Here is a 20,890-nt window from a genome sequence, read left to right as displayed (position 1 = left end):
CGCGGAGGAGCGCTGCCATGTATCGTCTCACGGGTTCGGTCGGCCAGGGCGGGCGCAATGCGCACGACGACGTGCTGCTCGTCCAGAAGCAGCTCAACAAGAACGCGCACATCATGTCCGCCGTGGGCGCGGTGCCGGAGACGGGGATCCTGGACGAGGCGACGCAACGCGCGATCGTCTCGTTCCAGCGCTCGGTCGTGCGGCTCGGCTCGCCGGACGGGCGCGTCGATCCGCACGGACGAACCTGGCGCACGTTGCTCGGCGATCAGCCCCAGGCGACGAACGTGGCGTTCGTGCAGCTCGCGGGCGAAAACGGCAATTTTTATCTGTACGAGCCGCAGGACCGGGTCTGGGGCACGCCGGCGACGATTCAATCGATCCGGAACGTCGCGATGGTCTTGCGGCCGCACGGGTTCGAGATCGCGATCGGGGACATCAGCTTCCAGCAAGGCGGGCGCATGGCGCCGCACGGCTCGCATCGGCGCGGCACGGACGTCGACATTCGGCCGGTGCGCGCGGACGGGCGAAGGGCGCCGGTGACGATCACGGATCCGAATTACAGCCACGCGCGGACGAAGCTGCTCGTGGAGGCGCTGCGCGCGGAGCCGAACCTGAAGCTCATCTTGTTCAACGATTCGAAGATGGCCGGCGTGCGCTTCTGGGAAGGGCACCACAATCACTTGCACGTGCGCTTCGAGGAGTGACACCAGCATCGGGCGTGCCGCTCGCCCGTTCGCGCTCGGGCAGGGATTGCACATCCGCGCCGACCCGCTCGGGGCTCGCGCATTGCTCCGGCTTCGAGGCACGTTCGCGTCGATGGTCCATACGCGAGCGTGGGAGCTCCACCATGGGTTACGTTCTGCGATCTCTGTTCGCGATGCTGCCTGTCCTGTCGATGGTCGCCCCTGCGGCGGCGAATGAGGCGAACATCCTGGCGAATACGCAATGGGAGCTCGAATCCATCGTCGAGGGGAGGACGGCGTGGGAGCCCTCCGACAGGAACGAGGTCACACTCGTGTTCCAGGCCGACGGGAAGGCGAATGGCAAAGCCCCCTGCAACTACTACTTTACCTCCTACAGGGTCGAGGGGAACACGCTCTCGATGTCATCCGCGGGGAGCACGAGGATGTTTTGTGCGGGCGTGATGGAACGGGAAAGCCAGTACCTCCGCGCGCTGGAGCAGGCCGACTCCTTCCAGCTCACGGGAGATGAACTGAGAATCGAGTATGGCAATGGGCGGGGCACGCTGATCTTCGAGCGAGAAGATTGAGGAAGGCCTGCCAGCGTCAGCGCCGGTCGCTCGATTGCACCCGGCCGATGGCGAGCGCCTTGAGCGCGGCCGGGTGCGGCTCGTACTGGTCTTCCTGGAAGTAGAGCTCGACGAGCAATCGCGCGCGGAACTTCTGGAAGAGGGGGAGCTTCTTGGCGAGGTCCTCGGGAATGTAGACGGGCGCGGGACGCGCGCCGGTGCCGGTGGTCGTGTGGAGGTACGCGCGAATCGCGTTCATCCCGAGGACCTGGCGCCTCTGGTAATGGCGCCCCTCGACGAGCGCGCGCTCGATCTGGGATTCGAACGTATCGAGGGTGATGGCGCGTCGGCTGCGCTGGAAGGCCTCGCGGATGCGCGCCGTGTACCCCTCGACGATCGGCGCGGGGCAGAGCTCCCCGGGCGTCATCAAGAACTCGCGTGCCTCACGAAGGGCCGTCTTGAGCCCCTCGTCGGCGCCCGCAATGGGCGTCGCCACGGCCACGGCGGCTTCGAGCGTCTTGCGCTCGTCGAAAGGAAAAGAGAGGTCGCCCGCGAGCAGGAGGAGCGACGGGACGAACTTGTTGCCCGGACGAACGGCCGCGCCGAGCTCGGCTTCGAGCTGGTCGACGTCCTGGGAGGCGCCGCGCGAGAGGATCTCGAAGATGTCGCGCGTGTCCTCGATCTCGATGGGGTCCTTCGTGGGGGCCGGATCGTCGAGGTTGTCGTCCGCGGGTTTCTTCTCCATTTCTTCGAGAATGGCGCGCCAGACGGGGACGCGGCAGACGCGCGCGACGCTCTCGGGGTTGTACCAGATCAGGTGAAGGACCTCGCGCGTGTCGAGGCGCCCGGAGGGACGAACGCCCGCGCCGAAGGCCGTGGGGGAGATGCGGACGTCGTCGCGTTTGCCGGCGGTCGTCGCATTCGAGGGGCCCGCGGCGGCATTGGAGGCGCCGAGGACGCCGGCAGTCGCGTCGTCGCGCGACGATTGCGCGGCGGCGGCGCTGGCGGCGACGACGACCTGGCCAATGGATTGCCCGGCCGGGGCGTCGCCGCGGCTGATGCCCGCGCCCCAGACGCTATCGCCTTCCGCAGGACGAGCGGCGCCGGCCGGCTGCGAGGCGCGCGCGACGGGCGGCGGCGGTTGCACGGGCGCGGGCGGCGGCGGGGCCACGACGGGCGACGGCGGGGCCGAGGGCGGCTGGCCCGGAACGATCGGCGCTTGCCAGCCCGACGACGAAGCGCGCGCCGGGGGCGGAGGCGGCTTCTGCGGCGCTGCCGGCGCGGCCGGCCAGGGGTTCGCCGTCTGGGTTGGCTTGGCAAACGGGAGCCCGCCCGATTGCGTCGTGCGCTCGTCCCAGATCGCCGCCCGCGCCGCCGGCTGCGGGGTCGCGGCGAAGGGCAGGCCGCCCGATTGCGTCGTGCGTTCGTCGGCGATGTTGTGCTGGGCGGGCGCGGCCTTGAAGGGGAGCGCGGTCGGCTGTCGCGACGCCGGGGTCCCCCGCGGATCCTGGGGAATGACGGTCGAGATCCCCTCGTCGTCTTCGGCGATCATCGTCATCGTGGCGCCGCGCGGCTTGGGCGGCGGCGGGGGAATGACGGTCTCGGGGTTGGCAGGACGTACGGGGGCGGCCGGCACCGCGGCGACGACGCTCGTGGCCTCTTCGAGCGTGACCACGATGCGGCCCGGCTCTTCGAGGCGCTCGAGCTGCATGCGCCCGCGGAACGTGAGCGTCGCGATCTGGCGATCGGTGTCGATCCACAGCGTATCGCAACGCAAGGGCAGGACATGCGCGCCGCCCCGGGCTTCGAGCACGGCGCGAGGCCTGAGGCCCGGCAGATTCGTGACGAGGCGGGGGATCTGCGGGTGCATGTTTTCGAGGACGACGCGCGCGTCCTCGGCGAGCTCGGCGAGCTGCTGGTCGCCGGGCGCGACATTGAAGAACGAACGATCGAGGTCGTCGGGGAGCGGGGCCGCGATGAGGGAATGCGGGGTGAAGCTCGCCGCATATCGACCGAGCTTTCCGCGGCGGAGCGGCCAGCCCGGGGCGACCGGGCCAAAGCCGACGGGCGCGATGAGGGTGCTCGCGGAGCTGATGAGGAGGCCGGGCGACTGGAGGTTCGGCAGCTTCAAGCGTCCGAAGGAGTCGCGGACGTCGGCGCGGACGCCGACGGGGTTCGTGGTGTCGGGGCCACCCGCGGCGCGCTCGTACGCGAGGGACATGCGGGAGAAGCGCGGGCCCTCGACGAGGGCGCCGTCGGCGGTGAAGGTGCGGTCCTGGTGGACCTCGATCGATTTGTCGAGGTCGCCGATGATGAGGCGCGCAAAGAGGGAGCGGACGGGCTGTCCCTGGGGCGCGAACGCGGAGCCGACGAGCGTGACGTCGACGCGCGGCTTGAGGGGTACGAGGTCGCTCGCGGCGAAGAGGCTCCGGGCGTCGTCGTCGTCCCAGTGGCAATCCTCCTCGTGCACCGGCTCCTGGGCCGACGCGAGGGGCGATTTCCCCGGCTGGATCTGGCACGTCGCCTTGGCGACGAACGTGAGGGTCCAGGCGCCGGGTCCGGACTGCCAGATCATCGAGGCGACCGGCAGCGGGGAGAGGGAAACGACCTCCATTCCGCGAGGTTAATCCATCGGGGTCCCCCGTTACCAGGTCATTGCATCGATGCGCCGCCGTTCGGATCGGGCGGGAGCGGGGGCCTGCGCGCGAGCAGATCGAGGGCGGCGGAGCGAAGGACGCGGGGGAGCTGGGTGGCGTCGGCGACCTCGGCGAGCTCGTGTCGGAGGAGCAGGGAGAGGACGGGGACGGAGAGCTCGGGGGGCGTGCCGGGGTTCAAGACGAGGGCCATGCGGACGCGGGCGCGGGCCATCCAGCGGGCGGAGCGAGCGACCTCGGAGGCGATTTCGGGCTTTTGGGGGCGCTTGGCGGCGATACGGACGACGTCGTCCTCGGTGAGGCGCGGATTGGCGAGGAGGTTCTCGATGACGCGGGGATGCGGGTCGGCGAGGAGTTTGTCGAGGACCCCGCGGGAGGGCTTGCGCGCGAGGGCGCGGCGTTCGCCGAGGGAGAGGGGCCTGCCGCCGGGTTCGAGGGCGATGCCGCGGTGTTCGATGGGCGAGGTGGCGTGGGGCTCGGCGTGTTTGGCCTTGCGGCGGAGGAGGCGAGAGAGGGCGAGGAGGGAGGCGTCCTTGGCGAGGTCGCGGAGGGCGCTGAGGAAGGCGGCGTGGGTGGGGTCGCCGAGGAGCGGGAGGAGGGCGGCGAGGACTTCGCGGGCGGCCGGGTCGGTCTGTTCGGCGCGGGAGGCGATGTCGTCGAGGGCGCGGGCGGCGGCGGGCGGGCCAGCGGTTTCGAGGGTGCGGAGGACGAGGGCGGTGCGCATGGCGAGGTCGGGGAGCGCGGGGACGACCTTGCAGAGGCGCGCGGCGAGGAGGGCGGGGGCGTCGTCGGAGGCGGGGGGAGCGGGGTTCAACGGGGAGAGGGTAGCAGACGGGGGGCGCGGCTTCTGGGGTGCCGTGCGCGGGTTCCGAGGTGCCGTTCGCGGCTTCAGGGACGCTGCCCGCGGCTTCCGAGATGCCGCGCACGGCTTCCGAGATGCCGCCCGCGGCTTCAGGGACGCTGCCCGCGGCTTCAGAGGTGCCGTTCACGGGTTCAGGGACGCTGCCCGCGGGGTCCAGCCATGCCGCGCACGGCTTCCGAGATGCCGCCCGCGGCTTCCGAGACGCCGCCCGCGGCTTCCGAGATGCCGCGTACGGCTTTCGAGGTGCCGCCCGCGGCTTCAGGGACGCTGCCCGCGGCTTCCGGGATGCCGCCCGCGCCTTCGCCGCCGCATCACGGACGTGCGAAGGCGGGGCGACGAGACGTGCCCGGCCGCTTGCTCAGCAGACCGGATACTGAGCCCAGACGGTCACATTCTTGTACGACCTGTTCGTGCTGCAGTTGAGCAGGCCGTCATTGCACACATACGCTTGCGCGACCACGCGCCCCCACGAATTCGAGCCGCTCAGGTTGTTCAGGCCGTTGCTGACCGTAGGCATGACGCACGAGGTACCGTTCCACGTACCAATGTTGCTGGTCGTGCCGATCAGCGTACCGGCATTGTCATACGTCGAGATCTTCACCACGGACTTGAGGCATTCCGTCTGGGTCGCAGGGGCCGTCGTGCCCCAGGTCGCGTACCCGCCGAGCCCCGAGCGGGGGTTCTGGAAATCGACGATGAATCCATTGGTGCAATCGGTATGGCCGTAGCCGGTCGTGGACGTGAAGTTCGAGGAGAACTCCCCGCAGGACCAGGACGCTTGCGGGTAGGTATCGTCAGGCGTACGGGTACCGCACGTCGACTCGCCGAAGGCGCCCACCGCTTCCGCGGTATCCTCATTGCTGTCCACGGCGTCGAAGCCCTCATCGCCGCTCGAAGCGATACACCCCAGCAGGGAAGTAGCCGCAATGGCAAACGTCGCGACGACCAATTGAGACTTACGAAGAATGCTCACTTACTTTTTCTCCTTGACAGATTCCGACCGGGACGTGTTCCCGAGCGCGAACCGTCCATACAGCAAAGCGAGCGAGCAGAGCCAGCCGTAATCTAGTGCAGCAAGAATCCAGCGTAGCTATGGTTACAACGAACAATTCCATGAAACCGCAGTGGAATTATGAAGCCACAGTCGATGGTCAGCCGCGCGATGCCACCCGGCAAGCGCACCACGGCACGCAGAATCGTCGCGAAAACAGCGAAGCCGTGTGCGGTTTCACACGGACTTCGTACGAATGCGGTGCACCCTGTGTGCGAAAGAACACGCACAGGCCGCGAAGGCAGCCGAAGGCGACCCGAAGGCAGACGCGGACGGGATGCCGCCGGCAGGGTCGGTCGATGCCGTGTTGCCTTCGCTCTGGAGCTGCGCGAGCCTCGTATCCGGAAACATGACGCGCCGGCTTTCACTCCTGTCCACGGCGAGCCTTGTGATCAGCGCCCTCGTGATGGCGTTTGGCTGCTCGTGCGGCGATCGGACCACGAACCCCGAGGCGGCTGCGTCTGCATCCGCTCCCGTGGCGACTGCACCGGCGCCCCCCTCCCCCTCCAGCGCCGCGCCGCCGCTCGAACCCCCCGCGCCCACGGTGCGCCCGACGCCCGCGTGGCTCGACCCCGCCCTGAAGCAACCCGTTCGGCCCGCCCGCCCCGAAGCCGCGACGTGTGTCTCGGAGGTGGACGTCGACGACCTCGTCCAAAGCTCGCAGGCGGCGATGGAGAAAAACGAGCCGCAACGGATCACGATTCAGGCGTTCTCGCTTCATGGCATGGGCTGCCCCTGTTACGAGCAGATGGGCTTCGCGCACCACGCGATTCTCCCGCATACCGTTCGTGGCTTGCCCGGCAGCAGCGGCCTGCCGCCGAGAGTTCATGGCGGGAGCTTCACGCTGACCGGCTACTTCACCGGGCGCCGGATCAACACGTACGAGTGGTATGCCGCGCAGGGCGTCTCCGATGCGACGCCCGAGGAAGGCGCGGACTACGCGTCCCCGTACCTCGAATTCGTGATCGAGGGCTGGTGCTTCCACCCCCCGAAGCCGGATCCCGACTGGGACAAACTGTTCGCCGAATCGAACGCGGAGATGCGCAGGCGCGGCGTGCCCTTTTGCAAGGTCGAGTCCCCTTGCGCGAACCGACCCGAGCCCGCGACGTTGCCGACCGGGCCCTGTTCGCGGGATCTGATCTTGCAAAAGGCGCGCTTGCTCGACAATCGCGACCTCCTCGCCCAGTGGGATGCGGCGGCGGTTCGCTACCGCAACGGCTTTCCGCGCGCACCGAAGGGCCTGCCGCGCGAGGTCGTGAGTCTCGACGTGTGGCGCGACGCAGACGGGGCCGCGCTCGGGCGCAAGCATGGCGCCAAGAGCTTCGAGCACCTCGGCAGCTCGGAGACCTGGTTTCTGACCTTCGAGAATGCGGAGCGCGCCATCGACGCGATGCCGGGATTGTTATGTGATCCCGACGTGGCAGGGGCATCGCTCAACAGCACGACTCCATGAGCGCCTGCGCTTGCTCCCCGCCGCTGTAAGAACCGCGTCATGGTGATCGTCGCGTCGTCCGCATAAACCATCGGTGCAGGTCATCGAACCCCCGCACCAAAAAGGACGACGCCATGAACACCAAGACCACCCTCCTCGCGTTTTCGTGCCTCTGCGCCCTCGGCTCGATGAGCGGCCTCGCCCGCGCCGAGCGCTTCATCGATACCTTCGCCACACCCCTCCCGCAGCAAACCTTGCCGGGCGCGTCGAGCCCCAGCCCGTCCCTCTGGGTGGGCACCCTCGGCAGCAGCTCCCAGCCGGACGACGTGGCCTCGCAATCCGGAATCGCCGGGGTCCTCGGCGGCGCCCGCGAGGCCACGCTGATGGCGTCGACCCTGTCGAACGCGGTCACCTTCACCTCCACGACGAGCAACGGCAGCGATGCGCTCTCCTATGCCGCCGGCACGGGCTCCTCGGGCCACCTGCTCCTCGAGTATGGCGCGGCAACGGACCTCAATGCGAACCTCGTCGCGGACGGTTCGGTCGCATTCGAGCTGGAGATCCAGGGCGACATGGACAACGCGCTCCCCTACCGCCCCGTAAAGCTCACCGTGACCGTCGCGAGCGGCGCGACCCAGGCCTTCTCCACGGTCACGGTCGTGAACGACGGCGTCTACCAGATCCCCTTCTCGAGTTTTCCCGGCGTGAACTTCGCCGACGTCGATTACATCAGCTTCGACTTCGACGGGACGCAGGTGTCGGCGATCGATTACACCCTGATCGGCGGCCTGCGCACCACGGCGTGCCTTCAGCCGAGCGGGAGCGCGGTCGCGGACATCATGCTCGATACGTTCGGCGCACCCTTCCCGATGCGCACCTGGCCCGGCATCGGCACCCTGCCGAACCTGTGGGCCGGCAAGCTGAATGGCACGCTGAAGCCCACGGACACGGCGTCGCAGACGGGCCTCTTCGGCGTGATCGGCGGCCAGCGCGATTCCGTGCTGTCGACCTCGTCCCAGACGAACTTCATCTACGCGACCATGACCGCGCAAAACGGCACGCCCATCCTCTCGTACGCCACGCCGTCCTCGACGTCGGGCACCCTGCAGCTCGTCTACGGCGCGCAGAGCAACCTCAACGCGAACCTCAGCCGCGCGAAGGCCTTCGAGCTGGAGATCGTGGGCGACATGAACGACAGCGTGCCCTACCGCCCCGTGCCCTTGACGGTGACCGTCCAGAGCGGCGCCACCACCCGCTCGGCGACCGTGTCGCTCCTCAACGACGGAATGGTCTACATCCCGTTCACGAGCTTCCCCAACGTGAACTTCCAGGACGTCGACCGTGTCACCTTCTCCTTCAATGGCAGCCAGGTGCAAGCCGTCGATTACACGCTGATCGGCGGCCTGCGCGCATCGGCCTGCATTCCCTGACGATGCACCTCAGGAGGGTCGCTCGATCGTGACGCAAGCCGTGCCGAGGCGCAGTTGCCGCACACCCTTCCGTCGCTCGACGATGGCCGTCGTGTTCTGCACGTCGAGCGCGCCGAAGTCCTGGCGGATGCGAAAGACCTCGACGTTCAGCTTGTTCTCGTCGATCGCGAGCATCCTGCAAAGCTCGTCCACCGCGATCCAGCCGCGCGACGGCTCGGGGAGCTTCCCCTCCTCCTCGTCGCGGAAGCGCGCGCGGGCCAGCGTGAGCAGCGTGTAATGGTGGGCGCGCGGCGCGAAGACACGCGTGGTCGGGCCGAGCTCGATCACCACCTCGACGCGCTCCTCGTCACGGCTGACGCGAAAACGGAGGCCCACGCCGCGAATATCGGGCGGCTCGCCCCGCGCGTCGACCGTGGGCGCCATGGGCGCGGGCAGGTGCAGCGCGAAGGCCTCGCTCCCGACCTGAAGCACCTCGCCATCCAGCACGACGCGTGCCTCGCCCCCCGCCTCGACGATCCAGCGCCCATCCGCGTCCTGCATGACGGTCGCCTCCGGGTCGTCCTCCGAAGGGAGCGGCAGGAGCCCGCCCCGCGCGAGCAGGATCGTGCCCGTGACGAGCTGCCTCGCTTGCGCCAGAGGCGGGGACGCGTCGAGCAGGGAGAACACGACGGCGACGTCCCCGAGCGCGATACGATCGGTCGCCGCGAGCACCACGGAGGTGCTCGGCTCGGTCCGCTTGTCATTCAGGAACGTCCCGTTGCGGCTGCCAAGATCACGGACCTCCCAGCGGTCGCCTTGCCACGAGATACGCGCGTGCTCGCCCGAGACGCGCGGGTCGTCCACGCGCAGCGTGCACGCCGAGGATCGACCGAGCAGGCATCGCGCCGGCAGCGTGAACGCGTGCCCGGTCCGCGTATCGACGAGGATCGCCATTCGCCGACGGTATCGCTCCACGCAGGGGAGCTCAAGGGCAACCGGGCGGGGTCCGTAATATCCGCGTCATTGTGCACCACGCGGGCGCCTGTATGCTGCTCGATGAAGAGAACGAAGCCGCCACACGGGGGCCCTCGGACGGGAAGCACATCATGACGAAAGCAAACGACTACGCATTGATCATCGGGGTTCACGATTACAGCACCGCCGATCCGAGCGGGAGGAGCGACGTCGCGGGCGCGCTCTCCGACGCGCGCACCTGGGTCCGGCAATGCCTCGCCCTGGGGTTCTCGCCGGACCGGATCCGCGTGCTCACGTCGCCGAAGCTCGCGCCGGAGGATTTCGGGCCGGCGGGCGCGTCGCTCGGCCTCGGCGAGGCAAACCGTGAAGGGATGCTCGCGGGGATCCGGTGGCTGCTCGCCGAAATCGCGGGCGAGGCCCCCGCGGCCGGGCTGCTGACGTTCTCGGGCCACGGCGAGGCGTCGGGCGGCCACCTCTTGCTTTGCCCCTCCGACGTGACGGCTTCGCTCGACGGGGTGATCGACGTGGCCGAGCTGCGGCGGGCCCTCGGCGGTGGAGAGGCGGCGAAGAACCTCACCGCGCTGATCGACGGCTGCCACGGCCAGGTGGGTCTCGATCGCCAGCAAAGCCTGCGCGCGCAGCTCGAGGCGAAGGCGAAGGCGTCGCCGGTCCCGGAGAGACGCGGGGTCGAAGAGCGCATCGTCTCCGCATGCCCCAGGGATCAAGAATCCCAATCGAGCCATTTCGGCGGCGAGCGGATGGGGGCGTTCACGTGGGCGATGACGGCGACCCTGGGGCAATGGCGGGTGCGGCGGGAAAACGGCGTGGTTCGGTCGACGGTGTCGTACGGCGAGCTCCTTTCGCGGACGCGCGCGCTCCTCGCCGCGCTCTCGTTCGAGCAGGAGCCGGTGCTCTCGGGGCCTCCGGGCGTCGCGGCGTTGCCGTTCTTGCACCCCGGCGACGAGGTGCACCCGGGGGAGACGAGCGCGGCGCCGGACGGCCGAAGGCCTGGGCGTCAGCTCGACGGGGGACAACTCGACGCCGGCCAGTACCAGATCTACCAGGTCGTATACGACGGCGGACGCGGCGTGTTCGAGGTTCTCGCCCAGGTCTACGTCACCGCCGCTTCGAGCATGGGCGACGAACCGCCGACGATCGGAAAGGTCCCCATGCAACCGGGCATGGAATACTGGGTTTTTCCGAGTGACGTCATCAGCAATTTGCAACAATCCTACGGGGGAATCCAGTATCTCCAGATCGTCGCGGGGAACGTCGCCTCCTCGTCCATCGACGTCAACGACAAGGCGTCGTACTTCAAGGCCGTCGAGCAGACCTCGTGGACGCAGGTGAACGGCGAGGTCGCCCCGGCGGATGCATTCGTGTTCTCCGGCGGCAGCGGGACGCTCCGAGGATTCGCGCTGCAATACCGGGGCACCACGCCGACGAACGGGTGGTGGGTCCAGACGGGGCAGGACAACCTCGAGCCCAAGGACATGACCACGATGTTGTACGCGACGAGGCGTACTCCGCCGAGCACCGACTTCTACGCCGCCTCCGTCTTCGAGGCGTTCGATCCGAACCGATAGATCACGCCCTCACGTGAACGTCCTTCCCACCCGCAGCCCGATCGCGCTTCGGCGCTGATCCGGGCGCAGGGCGAACCGCGCCGCTGCCCGGCAATGGTTTTCCACGCTGCTCCACGCCCCGCCCCGCACCGATCGGTATCCTGGATCCCCCGACGTCGCGACCTCGGCGAGCAGGCGCCCCTCTTCGATCCTCGGCCCCTCGAGCGTCCAGAGGTTCGCGCAGAAATCGCGGCTGTTCCCGGCGCCGCCGCGCATCCCGTACGGCCCCTCGTCGAGCGGATACAGGGACACCTCCACCCGACCCGGGTCGCCCGTGTGGCTGGAGAGCATGCACGCGAAGGTCGGATCGAAATGGTTTCCCCAGGGGAACGCGCGCCCGTCCACCCCACGCGTCGCTTTCTCCCGCTCGATCTCGTGCACCAGTCTGTATGGCTTTCCCGTACGGATCGATAACCACCGCGCATACGCCATGGCCCCGCGCCAGTCCATCAAGACCGCCGGGCCTCGCGGCTGCCACGTCTCCCCGGGATCGTCCTCCCTCAACACGAAGAGGCCGTCGGCCCGCCGGGCATAGGAGAGCGACTCGCCTGCCCCCGAGCGCGTGCCCGGGTTCGTCCGGGGACAGGCCCCGAGCGCCTCCGCCTCCCGACCCGCGCGGACGAGATCGTTCAAGAATGCGAGATACGCCTCGTTCGTGACGGGATACCGGCCGAGCACGAAAGCATCGAGCCACAGGCGGCGCCTCGGAAAGCTGTCCGGCGCCTCCGGATCCCCGCCCGTCCACGTATATCCCGCGGGCACGTACACCTCGTCGACGAAGAGCTCTCCCACGCGTGGGAGCTTGATGGAATGTGCCTCCCTTCCTCCGGGCGGGCACCCATCCCAGGGCTCGCCCCGCTCGATGAGCACGGGATATTTCACCGTTTCATATCCCGGCGCATCGAGGAGCAGCAAATAACTCCCCTTGTCGAGCGGGACCTCCACGAGCGGCGTCACGCCGAGATCCCCCACGAGCTCGGGCACGCGGCGCCTCTGGAACATCGTGTACCGATACAGCGTCACGCGCGCTCCTTCGGGATCGGTCACGAGCGTCAGGGCGCCCTTGCCGCTCAGGATGGCCACGTGCCGGCCCCGATCGTGCGCCCGCAAGAGCACCTCGAACCGCGCCACGTCGCCCGCGCGGTGGCCTCGCTCGGCATCGAGCAGTTTTTCCTTGTAATGGTCCGCGAGCAGCGCGTGCGCCTCCGGGAGATCCGGGTCGATCGTCAGCACGCCGTGCATGCCCTGGATCCACGTCGTCTCGAGCAAGCTCGCCTCGAGCTCGTCACGCGCGGCCTCGTCCTCGGATTGCCAGCCCGGGAGCTTCTTCTCGACGTGGTCCGACGGGCGCACCGAGGAGAGCAGCTCCCGCGCCTGCGCCCGGCGTGCCTCGGCGCGCCCACGCAATGCGGCGATACGCGGTCCCTCGGCGTTCGCCTTTTCGAGCTCCGCGAGCGCCCGCTCCCGCCGCCTCGCGCCGTCGAGGAACGCAGCAATGTCCACGGCGAGCTTCGCGGCGTCCGCGTGGCGCGCCTCGGGCTCTCGCGCCATGGCGCGCTCGCAGAGGGCGACGAGGTCACGAGGAACGTCAGGGCCCACGGCCTCGGAGAGTCGGGGCGGGTCGCCGGAGAGGAGGCGCCGGAAGGCCAGCGGCCCGAGATCCGCGAAGGGGTGCTTGCCGGCGAGCAAATGAAAAAGAATGGCGCCCAGCGAATAGACATCGGCGGCCGGGCCGTGGCGATGCACCTCGCCGCGCGCCTGCTCGGGCGACATGTACGCGGGTGTGCCGAGGACGTCGCCGTGGCGGGTCAACGAGGCATCCGCCTCGGAGCCCGGGAGCGGCTCGGACCTCGCGGGATGCGGTTTGTCCTCCCCCTCGTCGTGCACGCGCCTGGCGAGGCCCCAATCCATGACCATCACCTGGCCGAATTCGCCGATCATGATGTTCTCGGGCTTGAGGTCCCGGTGGATCACGCCACGGCTATGCGCATAGCCCATCGTCTCACAGACGCGGGCGAAGGCGTCGAGGAGGCGGCGGCGGCTCCACGTCGGGCCGTCGCCGGGGGGGCCGAACGTATCGTCGAGGACCGCGCGCAACGTGCGGCCGCGGACCTCGAGCATGGTGTACCAGAGCCGCCCGTCCGAAAGCTCGCCGAAATCGTGAATGGCGACGATGCCGGGATGCTGAAGGTCGGCCGTGAGCTTGATCTCGGCGAGGAAGCGGGCCCGGATCGCCTCGCCGCGATCCGCGCCGGGCAAGAGGATCTTCATGGCCACGACACGATCGAGCTTCCGGTCGCGCACGCGGCGCACCTCGCCGAAGCTGCCGCTGCCGAGGACGCGCAGATCCTCGTACCGCTCGGGGAGCGTCGCCGTGCCGGGTCGCTCGGGTGGCTCGCCGTCCGCGGGCACGGTGAGCACGGTGCGACGCGCGCCGGGGCCTTCGAGCGGGCCATCGGGGGGGCGTTTTTCGTCAATCAACCCGCCGAGAGTACTACACCCTCGCGAGGCCGGTCAGACGATCCCGTCCATCACCTCGAGCGCGAGCTCGTACCGCCCGAGCGGTGGCATGATGTACGCCCCCGCGACGCGATTCCGCACCGCCGCGAGCATTTCCCGGGCAATCGCGACGCCCTCCTTGCGCGCGGCGGGGCCGCTGCCGGCGCGTTGCATGCGGTCGCGCACGTCCTTCGGGATCTGCATGCCGGGCACCTCGTTGTGGAGGAATTCGGCGTTCTTGTGGCTCGCGAGCGGCAGGATGCCGACGAGGACGGGCAGCTCGAGGGGCTCGGCGTCTTTCAAGAAGCGATCGAGCACGGCCGGGTCGTACACCGGCTGCGTCATGATCAATTCGGCGCCCGCGCGTTTCTTCAGCTTGAGGCGCTCCATTTCGCGCTCGTAATTCAAAGCGGCAGGCTCGACGCCCGTCGCGCAGAAGAACGAGGTCACGCCGCCGAGCTGTTTGCCGCCGGGGTCGATGCCGGCATTGAGGCGCGAGGCGAGGCGGAGGATGCCGATCGAGTCGAGGTCGTAGACCGCCGTGGCGTCGGGGAAATCGCCCATCTTGGGCGGGTCGCCCGTGACGACGACGAGGTTGCGAATGCCGAGCGCGTGGGCGCCGAGCAGGTGCGCGACCTGCCCGAGCAGGTTCCGATCACGGCCGCAGACGTGCAAAAGCGTCTCGACGCCGAGCTCTTCCTGCATGAGCACGGCGAGCGCGAGGTTCGACATGCGGGCCTGCGCGCGCGCGCCGTCCGCGATGTTGATGATGTCGACGCCGCCCGTGACGAGCATCTTCGCGGCCTGGATGGCGGAGGTCGGGTCGACGCCGATGGGCGGATTCACCTCGACGGAGACGACGAACTTCTTGCCGATCTTGCTCGCGAGCTTGCTCTTTTCCGCCGTGGCGACGGGCCTCTGGCCGCTCACGATCACGGGCGGCTCGGGGGGAACGCTGCTATCGGAGACCCCGACCCATAGTGGCCCCGGCTCCTCGCACGCGCCTGCGGCGGCGCTCGCCTCCATGCGCGCGGCCGCGGCCATGCGGCGAATGTGCTCGGGCGTCGTGCCGCAGCAGCCGCCGATGAGCCGGACGCCGAGCTTGCAGAGCCTGCGGGCGAAGACGCCGAAGTATTCGGGCGTGGAGACGTAAATGAAGCGGTCGTCGACGCGGCGAGGAAGGCCGGCATTCGGAATGGCGGCGAGCGGGACGCCGAGCGGCAAGAGTTTTTCGATCGCGGCGAGGACGACCTGCGGGCCGTCGGAGCAATTCACGCCGATGACATTGCAGCCGAGGTCCCGCAAGCGCGCGCCGACGTCGGCGACGGGCGTGCCGTCCGAGAGGGTGAGGTCGGCGTCGACGGAGACCCCCGCGACGATGGGCAAGGCGTCGCCGACGGCCCTGCGGACGCCCTCGATGGCGAGCAGCAGCTCCTCGGGCTGGCGCATCGTCTCGACGAGGAGGAGGTCGGCGCCGCCCTCGGCGAGGGCTTCGGCTTGCTCGCGAAAGGAATCACGCACGCGGCTGCGGTCGTCATCGCCGAAGGCGGCGAGCACGAGGCCGCTCGGGCCGATCGCGCCGGCGACGAAGCCGCGGTCGCCCACGGCCTTGCGGGCGAGCTGCGCGGCGGCGACGTTGAACTCGCGGACACGGTCGGCGTAGCCGTGACGGGCGAGCCGGACGCGGTTGGCGCCGAACGTGTTCGTCTCGACCACCTGGGCGCCGGCGCGCACGTAGTCTTCGTGGATGCGAAGGACGAGCTCCGGGCGCGAGATGACGAGCTCTTCGTAGTTGACGTTGAAGAGAACGCCACGCTCGTAGATCTGGGTCCCCATGCCCCCATCGACGACGAGCACGCCGCGACGAACGGCGTCGAGGAAACGCGTGGGTTTCTGGGTCAGGGCAGACGGGGCGCTCGACATCGCGCGCACCCTAGCACAGGAGATGTCGGCAGCGGCCGAACGAGCGGCCCCCTTCCGCCTGTCTCCGAGCCCCCGACCCCGTGGATCAGGGGAGAGCCTGCACACACGGAAACCCCCGGCTCCAGGTGCGGCGCGCGGGCGGCTCCCGCATAGGCAAAGCGGCGCGCTTGCCGTATCGTACGCGCCTCGAACGAGGAGCGACGTATGCCGCGTGAGCTGGCCGTGGGGCCCTGCAGAGTCTCCCTGGTGGAAGGTGACATCACGACCGAGGACGTCGACGCCATTGCCAATGCCGCGAATGCCGGATTGCTCGGCGGCGGCGGCGTGGACGGCGCCATTCACCGGGCCGCGGGCCCCGACCTGCTCTCCGCATGCCGCGAGGAGAAAAAATCCCTCCCCGGAGGGCTCTTGCGGACCGGCGGGGCCGTCCTCACGCCCGGGTTCCGCCTGCGCGCCAGGCACGTGATTCACTGCGTCGGGCCGGCGTACGCGCGCGAGGGAGCGGCCGCGGCGAGGCTCCTCGCGAGCTGTTACACCGAGGCGCTCCGCCTGTGCCGCGCGCACGGCCTCTCGTCCATCGCATTCCCCGCGATCAGCACGGGCATTTACGGTTATCCGCTCGACGAGGCCGCGCGCGTGTCGCTCACGGCGGTGCGGGACGACCTCTGCGCCCACGGCGCGCCGGCCCTCGTGCGGATGGTGCTGTTCGGCGTGAACGCGCTTTCGGCATTCGAGCGCGCCGCCGACGAGGTCTTCGGCGGGGCCCCCTGATCCGCGCGGCGCCATGCCCGGTGGTCACGGGGAGGAGGTGTGCAACAATGGCGCCGTGATCGGGAAAGAGCGGATAGCACGAGAAGCCTTCGAGGCGGGCCTGCCCGAGCCGCTGCGTGGTGCGCTCGACGCGCGGGCCGAAGCCGCGCTCGCGCGGGCAGCGGCGCGCGGCCGCGAGGCGTGGCCCACGGTCCCGATCGAGGACGAGCTGTGGCTCGGTCACCTGGCCCGCCGGCTCCGCGAGGACGAGCCCCTCGCCGCGCAGCTCGACGCCGTCGACGCGGGCGGCCTGTACCTCGCCGCCGCATGCTTGCAAGGCGTGCCCGCGGCACTCGACGCGTTCGAGCGGGAGGTCTTGCCGTCGGCGCGGCGCGCCCTGTCGACGCGCGCCGACGAAGCGCGCGTCGACGAGATGCTGCAACGGACGCGCACGCGCCTGCTCACGGAGCTTCACGGCCCCCCCAAGCTCGCGCTGTACGCCGGCCGCGGGCCCGTCGGAGGGTTCGTGCGCACCGTCGCGGTCCACCTCCTCGCGAACGACGAGGCCGCCGCGAAGCCTGTCGAGGACGACGACGACGCGCTGGCCGCGCTGCCCGAGGCCGCCGACGTGGAGGCGGGGCTCTGCCGGCTGGACCAGCAGCAGCACTTTCGCGCGGCGTTTCGCGAGGCGCTCGCGACGCTTTCCTCGCGCGACCGCGCGCTTTTGCGCCTCAGCTTGCTCGATGGCCTCTCGATCGACGACATCGCGCCGATGTACGGCGCCCATCGCGCGACCGTGGCCCGCTGGCTCGGCGCCGCGCGCGACCTTTTGGCCACGCGGACTCGGCAGGCGCTCGCGAGCCGCCTGCGCCTGCGCCCGGACGACCTCGAAAGCCTGCTCGGCGGCGTGCTCAGCCGCTTCGACCTCAGCCTGTCTCGCCTGCTGCGCGAGTCCCACGGCGCCGGGGCCCCGCCCGATGCGACCTGACGATTTGTTGCGACCTCGACTCCCGACGACCTGTCCCTTGGTGCGGGGTGCATGTGCACCGGCCGCGGTGTTCCTCCACGTCACCAAGGAGTCTCGTCGTGAAACAACTCGTGTGGTCGTTCCCTCTCGCGTTCCTCCTCGCCTGCAGCTCCGGCACCGGGAGCTCCGGCTCCAACAATGGCGAGGGCGGGAGCGGGGGCGAGGGCGGGAGCGGGGGCGAGGGCGGGAGCGGTCCCGGTTCGTCGTCGTCTTCTTCCAGCTCGTCGTCGTCCACTTCGTCCGGGCAGAGCGGCCTCACCGAAATGGAACGGCTCCAGGTCTTCTGCGAAAAGACGATGCTCGCCGGCTGCCCCGGCTGGTTCACCTCGACGGCTCAGTGCGTCGACATCATGAGCAAGACGCAGAACGATCTCTGCCAGGACAAATGGATCGCGGAGACCGATTGCCTCGGCAAGACGCAGGCCGGGGACTGGACCTGCAACGGGAGCGGCGAGCCGGAGGTCGTCGGCACGGTCTGCCGCGACGAGTACGGGTTCGGCTCGTATTGCCGCATCGCCGTCGCCACCCCGGCGTGTCACGGTGCCGCGTGCATGTACGACGCCGATTGTTCGAACGAGTCGAAATGCAACGCGGCCACGGAGCATTGCGTGGAGGCGAGCGCCAATTGCGGCGGGCTGCCGTGCAAGTACAACGCCGATTGCCCGAGCGCATTCAAGTGCAACGACGCGCTCGGGCAGTGCGTCGTGAACTGAGGCCCAAGACACGCTGATGGCCTGCCTCGACGAGAACCTCTTGTTCGAGCTGTCCGTCGGGCAGCTCGACGGGGCCGCCTTGGCCAAGGCCGAAGAGCACCTCGACACCTGCCCCCGCTGCCGGCGCGTGGTGGCCGCGGCGCTGCGCGCGAGCGGGGCCGCCGCGCCGGCGCCCCCGGCGCTCGTGACACGCGGGACGGCGATCGGCCGGTACCTCGTCGTGGAGCGGGTCGGCGTCGGCGCCATGGGGCAGGTGTTCGCCGCCTACGATCCCGAGCTCGACCGCAAGGTGGCGCTGAAGCTCTTGCGCTTCTCGTCGCGGCCTTTCGCGGAGGAGGAGCAGCGGCGCGCGCGGCTCGCGCGTGAAGCCCAGACGCTGGCGCGCCTGTCGCACCCGAACGTCGTGACCGTGTTCGACGTGGGGACGTGGGCGCAGCAGGCGTTCATCGCGCTCGAGTTCGTCCCCGGCGGGTCGGCCCGCGCCTGGGCCACGCGGGAGCCACGCCCGTGGCGCGAGATCCTGCGTTTGTGGATCCAGGTCGGGCGCGGTCTCGCCGCTGCACACGCAGCCGGGGTCGTGCATCGGGACCTGAAGCCCGACAACGTCCTCGTGCGCGCCGATGGGCGCGCGCAGGTCACCGACTTCGGCCTGGCCGCCGAAACCAGGCTCCGCGACGAAGCGGCCGCCGCCCCGACCGCCCTGGCCCTCACGGAGACGGGCGCGCTCCTCGGAACGCCGGTCTACATGGCGCCGGATCAGCTCGAAGGCGCGCCGGCCACCGAGGCCTCCGACCAGTTCGCGTTTTGCGTGTCGTTATGGGAAGCGCTGTATGGCGAGCGCCCCTTCGAGGGTCGCACCGTCGCCGAGCTCGCGCGGGCCGTGCGGGAGCAGGCGGCCCGCGCGCCAGCGGCGTCGCCGGTGCCTCCCGCCGTGCGCCGCCTGCTGCAAGGCGGGCTCCATCCCGATCCTCGCGAGCGGCATCCTTCGGTGACCACACTCGTCGACGCGCTCGAACGCGCGATCGAGAAGCCTCGTCGTTTCGGCCTCCCGATGCTGATCGGCGCGGCCCTGCTGATCTTCGGCGTCGTCCTCGTCGCGCGGCCGAACGAGGCCGTCCGCCGTCATCCAACGTGCGTGCTCGCCGAGGAGCGGCACCGGGCCGCGTGGGACGACGCGCGCCGCGCCGTGGTGCGTGAGGCCTTCGACCGCACGGGCCTCTCGTATGCCGCGCAGGCCTTTGGTGCCGTCGACGGCGCGGTCTCGGCACGCGCGTCCGCCTGGCGGGCCGAGCGCGTCGAGGCGTGCGAAGCGCTGGTCGAAGCGGCGCAGCCCGATCCCCTCTTCCGCGCGCGTGTCGCCTGCCTGGACGAGCGCCTGGCAGAGCTCGATGCTGCCGTCGAGGTGCTCTCGCTCGGAGGGACCGACGCGGTCAACCGCGCGACATCCGTCGTCGAACGAATGGCGCCGCTCGACACCTGCGTAGCGGTCAAGGTCGATCCTGCCGACGCGGAGCCATGCGAGGCGTGCGTGGTGATCCGCGCCGACGTGCAGCGCGGAAGGACCCTGCAGGACCTCGGAAAGTTCGCCGAGGCCGAGCGTGTCACCAAGGCCGCGCTCGGACGCGAGGCTCCACCCAACGCCGCCGCCGCGCGGGCCGCGCTCCTCGTCGAGCACGCGCGCACGCTCGAGCCGCTCGGCCGCCTCGACGAGGCCGAGCGCGAGATATTCGACGCAGCGCTCGCCGCGCACCGGGTGGGCAGCCGCGTCCTCGCTGCCGAGGCGTTCGCGGAGCTCGCCTACGTCGTCGGGTATCTGCGCTCGCGTCCCGACGACGGCGAACGATGGGCGTCGCAAGCCGACGCGCTGCTCGGCCCCGACGATGCGCCGCTCCTCGATCGCGTCGCCACGGTGCGCGGGGTCATCGAGGCGCGCCGCGGCAACCTGCGGCTGGCCGAGGAGCATTTTCGCCGCGTGGAGGAGAGCGTCCGCAAGCGGCTCGGCGCGGCGCACCCGAGCCGCGCCCGCGTGCTCTCCAATCTGGCGAGCGCGATCTTGCACCAGGGTCGCTTCGACGACGCGCTGCCGCTGCTGAAGGAGTCGTACGACCTCTTCGTCGCAGCGCTCGGCGCCGATCACCCCGACGCGTTCCAGGCGCTCAATTCCTACGGCGCGGCGCTCGGCAACGCCGGCCGCTACACCGAGGCGGTCCCGGTGTTCGAGGCGGCGCTCGCAGGATACAAGCGCACGCTCGGCGCGAACCATCCGCGGATTGGCCGTGCGGCCTCGAACCTCGCCGAGGCGCTCTACCGCCTGAAGCGATATCCGGACGCGCGCGCTCGTTACATCGAGTCGGCGGCGGCCTTGGAGCGGGCCCTCGGGCCCGACGCGCCGGACCGCGCGCGCGCGCTCACGGGCGTCGGCCAGGTGTACGTCGCGGAGGGCGCGTGCGCCGAAGGCCTCGACGAGACGCAGCGGGCGCTCGCCATCTGCGCGAAGTCCGCGTGCGAGCCCGAGGACGCGGCGGCCCTCGCGTTCCTGCACGCGAAGGCGTGGGTGTGCGCGGGCCACGCAAAAGCCCAGGCGATCCCGCACGCGCGCCGGGCGGTGGAGCTCTTCCGCTCCATCGGCGCTGGCACCGAGGAACAGATCGCCGAGATCGAAGCGTGGCTCCGCTGAAGTGAGCGCAGGGGTGTTTCGCGATCGTACCGAACACCCCACCC

General features: G+C 69.9%; 15 protein-coding genes. 9 read left to right on the top strand and 6 right to left on the bottom strand.

The features are described 5' to 3' along the window. Positions 1-17 precede the first annotated feature (17 nt). Both QHF85_RS19245 and QHF85_RS19240 read left to right on the top strand, forming a co-directional pair. Positions 18-704 carry a penicillin-insensitive murein endopeptidase gene (locus tag QHF85_RS19245; protein WP_281328686.1) on the top strand — a complete coding sequence of 229 codons (687 nt, stop codon included), beginning with the start codon at positions 18-20 and terminating at the stop codon, positions 702-704. 143 nt (positions 705-847) lie between these two features. Continuing rightward, entirely contained in the window at positions 848-1,270 is a 423-nt protein-coding gene (locus QHF85_RS19240) for an META domain-containing protein (RefSeq protein WP_281328685.1), read from the top strand. A 16-nt stretch (positions 1,271-1,286) separates the two neighbouring features. Here QHF85_RS19240 and QHF85_RS19235 read toward each other — a convergent pair whose 3' ends face one another. The 3 genes from QHF85_RS19235 to QHF85_RS19225 form a co-directional block, all read right to left on the bottom strand. Further along, on the bottom strand, positions 1,287-3,863 hold the full coding sequence (locus QHF85_RS19235) for a DUF2169 domain-containing protein (protein ID WP_281328684.1): 2,577 nt from the start codon (positions 3,861-3,863) through the stop codon (positions 1,287-1,289). Between the two features lie 38 nt (positions 3,864-3,901). Continuing rightward, complete coding sequence (locus QHF85_RS19230; RefSeq protein ID WP_281328683.1) at positions 3,902-4,717, bottom strand: hypothetical protein; 816 nt, start codon at positions 4,715-4,717, stop codon at positions 3,902-3,904. A gap of 406 nt (positions 4,718-5,123) precedes the next feature. After that, on the bottom strand, positions 5,124-5,633 hold the full coding sequence (locus QHF85_RS19225) for a hypothetical protein (protein WP_281328682.1): 510 nt from the start codon (positions 5,631-5,633) through the stop codon (positions 5,124-5,126). 532 nt (positions 5,634-6,165) lie between these two features. Between QHF85_RS19225 and QHF85_RS19220 the strand changes: the two genes are divergently transcribed. After that, positions 6,166-7,269 (top strand): hypothetical protein, encoded by a 1,104-nt coding sequence (locus QHF85_RS19220; RefSeq protein WP_281328681.1) that lies wholly within the window; start codon positions 6,166-6,168, stop codon positions 7,267-7,269. A 113-nt stretch (positions 7,270-7,382) separates the two neighbouring features. After that, positions 7,383-8,678 carry a hypothetical protein gene (locus tag QHF85_RS19215; RefSeq protein WP_281328680.1) on the top strand — a complete coding sequence of 432 codons (1,296 nt, stop codon included), beginning with the start codon at positions 7,383-7,385 and terminating at the stop codon, positions 8,676-8,678. A gap of 9 nt (positions 8,679-8,687) precedes the next feature. On the opposite strand, the gene QHF85_RS19210 is transcribed toward QHF85_RS19215, so the two are convergent. Further along, positions 8,688-9,611 (bottom strand): FHA domain-containing protein, encoded by a 924-nt coding sequence (locus tag QHF85_RS19210; RefSeq protein WP_281328679.1) that lies wholly within the window; start codon positions 9,609-9,611, stop codon positions 8,688-8,690. A gap of 152 nt (positions 9,612-9,763) precedes the next feature. Here QHF85_RS19210 and QHF85_RS19205 point away from each other — a divergent pair, with 152 nt between their 5' ends. Continuing rightward, positions 9,764-11,218 (top strand): caspase family protein, encoded by a 1,455-nt coding sequence (locus tag QHF85_RS19205; RefSeq protein WP_281328678.1) that lies wholly within the window; start codon positions 9,764-9,766, stop codon positions 11,216-11,218. A gap of 9 nt (positions 11,219-11,227) precedes the next feature. On the opposite strand, the gene QHF85_RS19200 is transcribed toward QHF85_RS19205, so the two are convergent. Both QHF85_RS19200 and QHF85_RS19195 read right to left on the bottom strand, forming a co-directional pair. Continuing rightward, positions 11,228-13,738: an SUMF1/EgtB/PvdO family nonheme iron enzyme gene (locus tag QHF85_RS19200; RefSeq protein ID WP_281328677.1), complete on the bottom strand. Its 2,511-nt coding sequence runs from the start codon at positions 13,736-13,738 to the stop codon at positions 11,228-11,230. 33 nt (positions 13,739-13,771) lie between these two features. Then, positions 13,772-15,679, bottom strand: a complete 1,908-nt coding sequence (locus tag QHF85_RS19195; RefSeq protein WP_281328676.1) for a bifunctional homocysteine S-methyltransferase/methylenetetrahydrofolate reductase — start codon at positions 15,677-15,679, stop codon at positions 13,772-13,774. A gap of 246 nt (positions 15,680-15,925) precedes the next feature. On the opposite strand from QHF85_RS19195, the gene QHF85_RS19190 reads away from it, so the two are divergent. The 4 genes from QHF85_RS19190 to QHF85_RS19175 all read left to right on the top strand — a co-directional run bounded on the left by QHF85_RS19190 (position 15,926) and on the right by QHF85_RS19175 (position 20,846). Then, positions 15,926-16,450 (top strand): O-acetyl-ADP-ribose deacetylase, encoded by a 525-nt coding sequence (locus QHF85_RS19190; protein WP_281328675.1) that lies wholly within the window; start codon positions 15,926-15,928, stop codon positions 16,448-16,450. A gap of 13 nt (positions 16,451-16,463) precedes the next feature. Then, on the top strand, positions 16,464-17,417 hold the full coding sequence (locus QHF85_RS19185) for a sigma factor-like helix-turn-helix DNA-binding protein (RefSeq protein ID WP_281328674.1): 954 nt from the start codon (positions 16,464-16,466) through the stop codon (positions 17,415-17,417). Positions 17,418-17,515: 98 nt separating this feature from the next. Beyond that, on the top strand, positions 17,516-18,169 hold the full coding sequence (locus QHF85_RS19180) for a hypothetical protein (RefSeq protein ID WP_281328673.1): 654 nt from the start codon (positions 17,516-17,518) through the stop codon (positions 18,167-18,169). A 16-nt stretch (positions 18,170-18,185) separates the two neighbouring features. Further along, complete coding sequence (locus tag QHF85_RS19175) at positions 18,186-20,846, top strand: serine/threonine-protein kinase (protein WP_281328672.1); 2,661 nt, start codon at positions 18,186-18,188, stop codon at positions 20,844-20,846. The last annotated feature ends 44 nt before the right edge of the window (positions 20,847-20,890 follow it).

Source organism: Polyangium sp. 6x1 (assembly GCF_029946515.1).
Taxonomy (GTDB): Bacteria; Myxococcota_A; Polyangia; order Polyangiales; family Polyangiaceae; genus Polyangium.
Note: the sequence above shows the minus strand (reverse complement) of the source record. Positions and strands in the feature narration are given on the sequence as shown.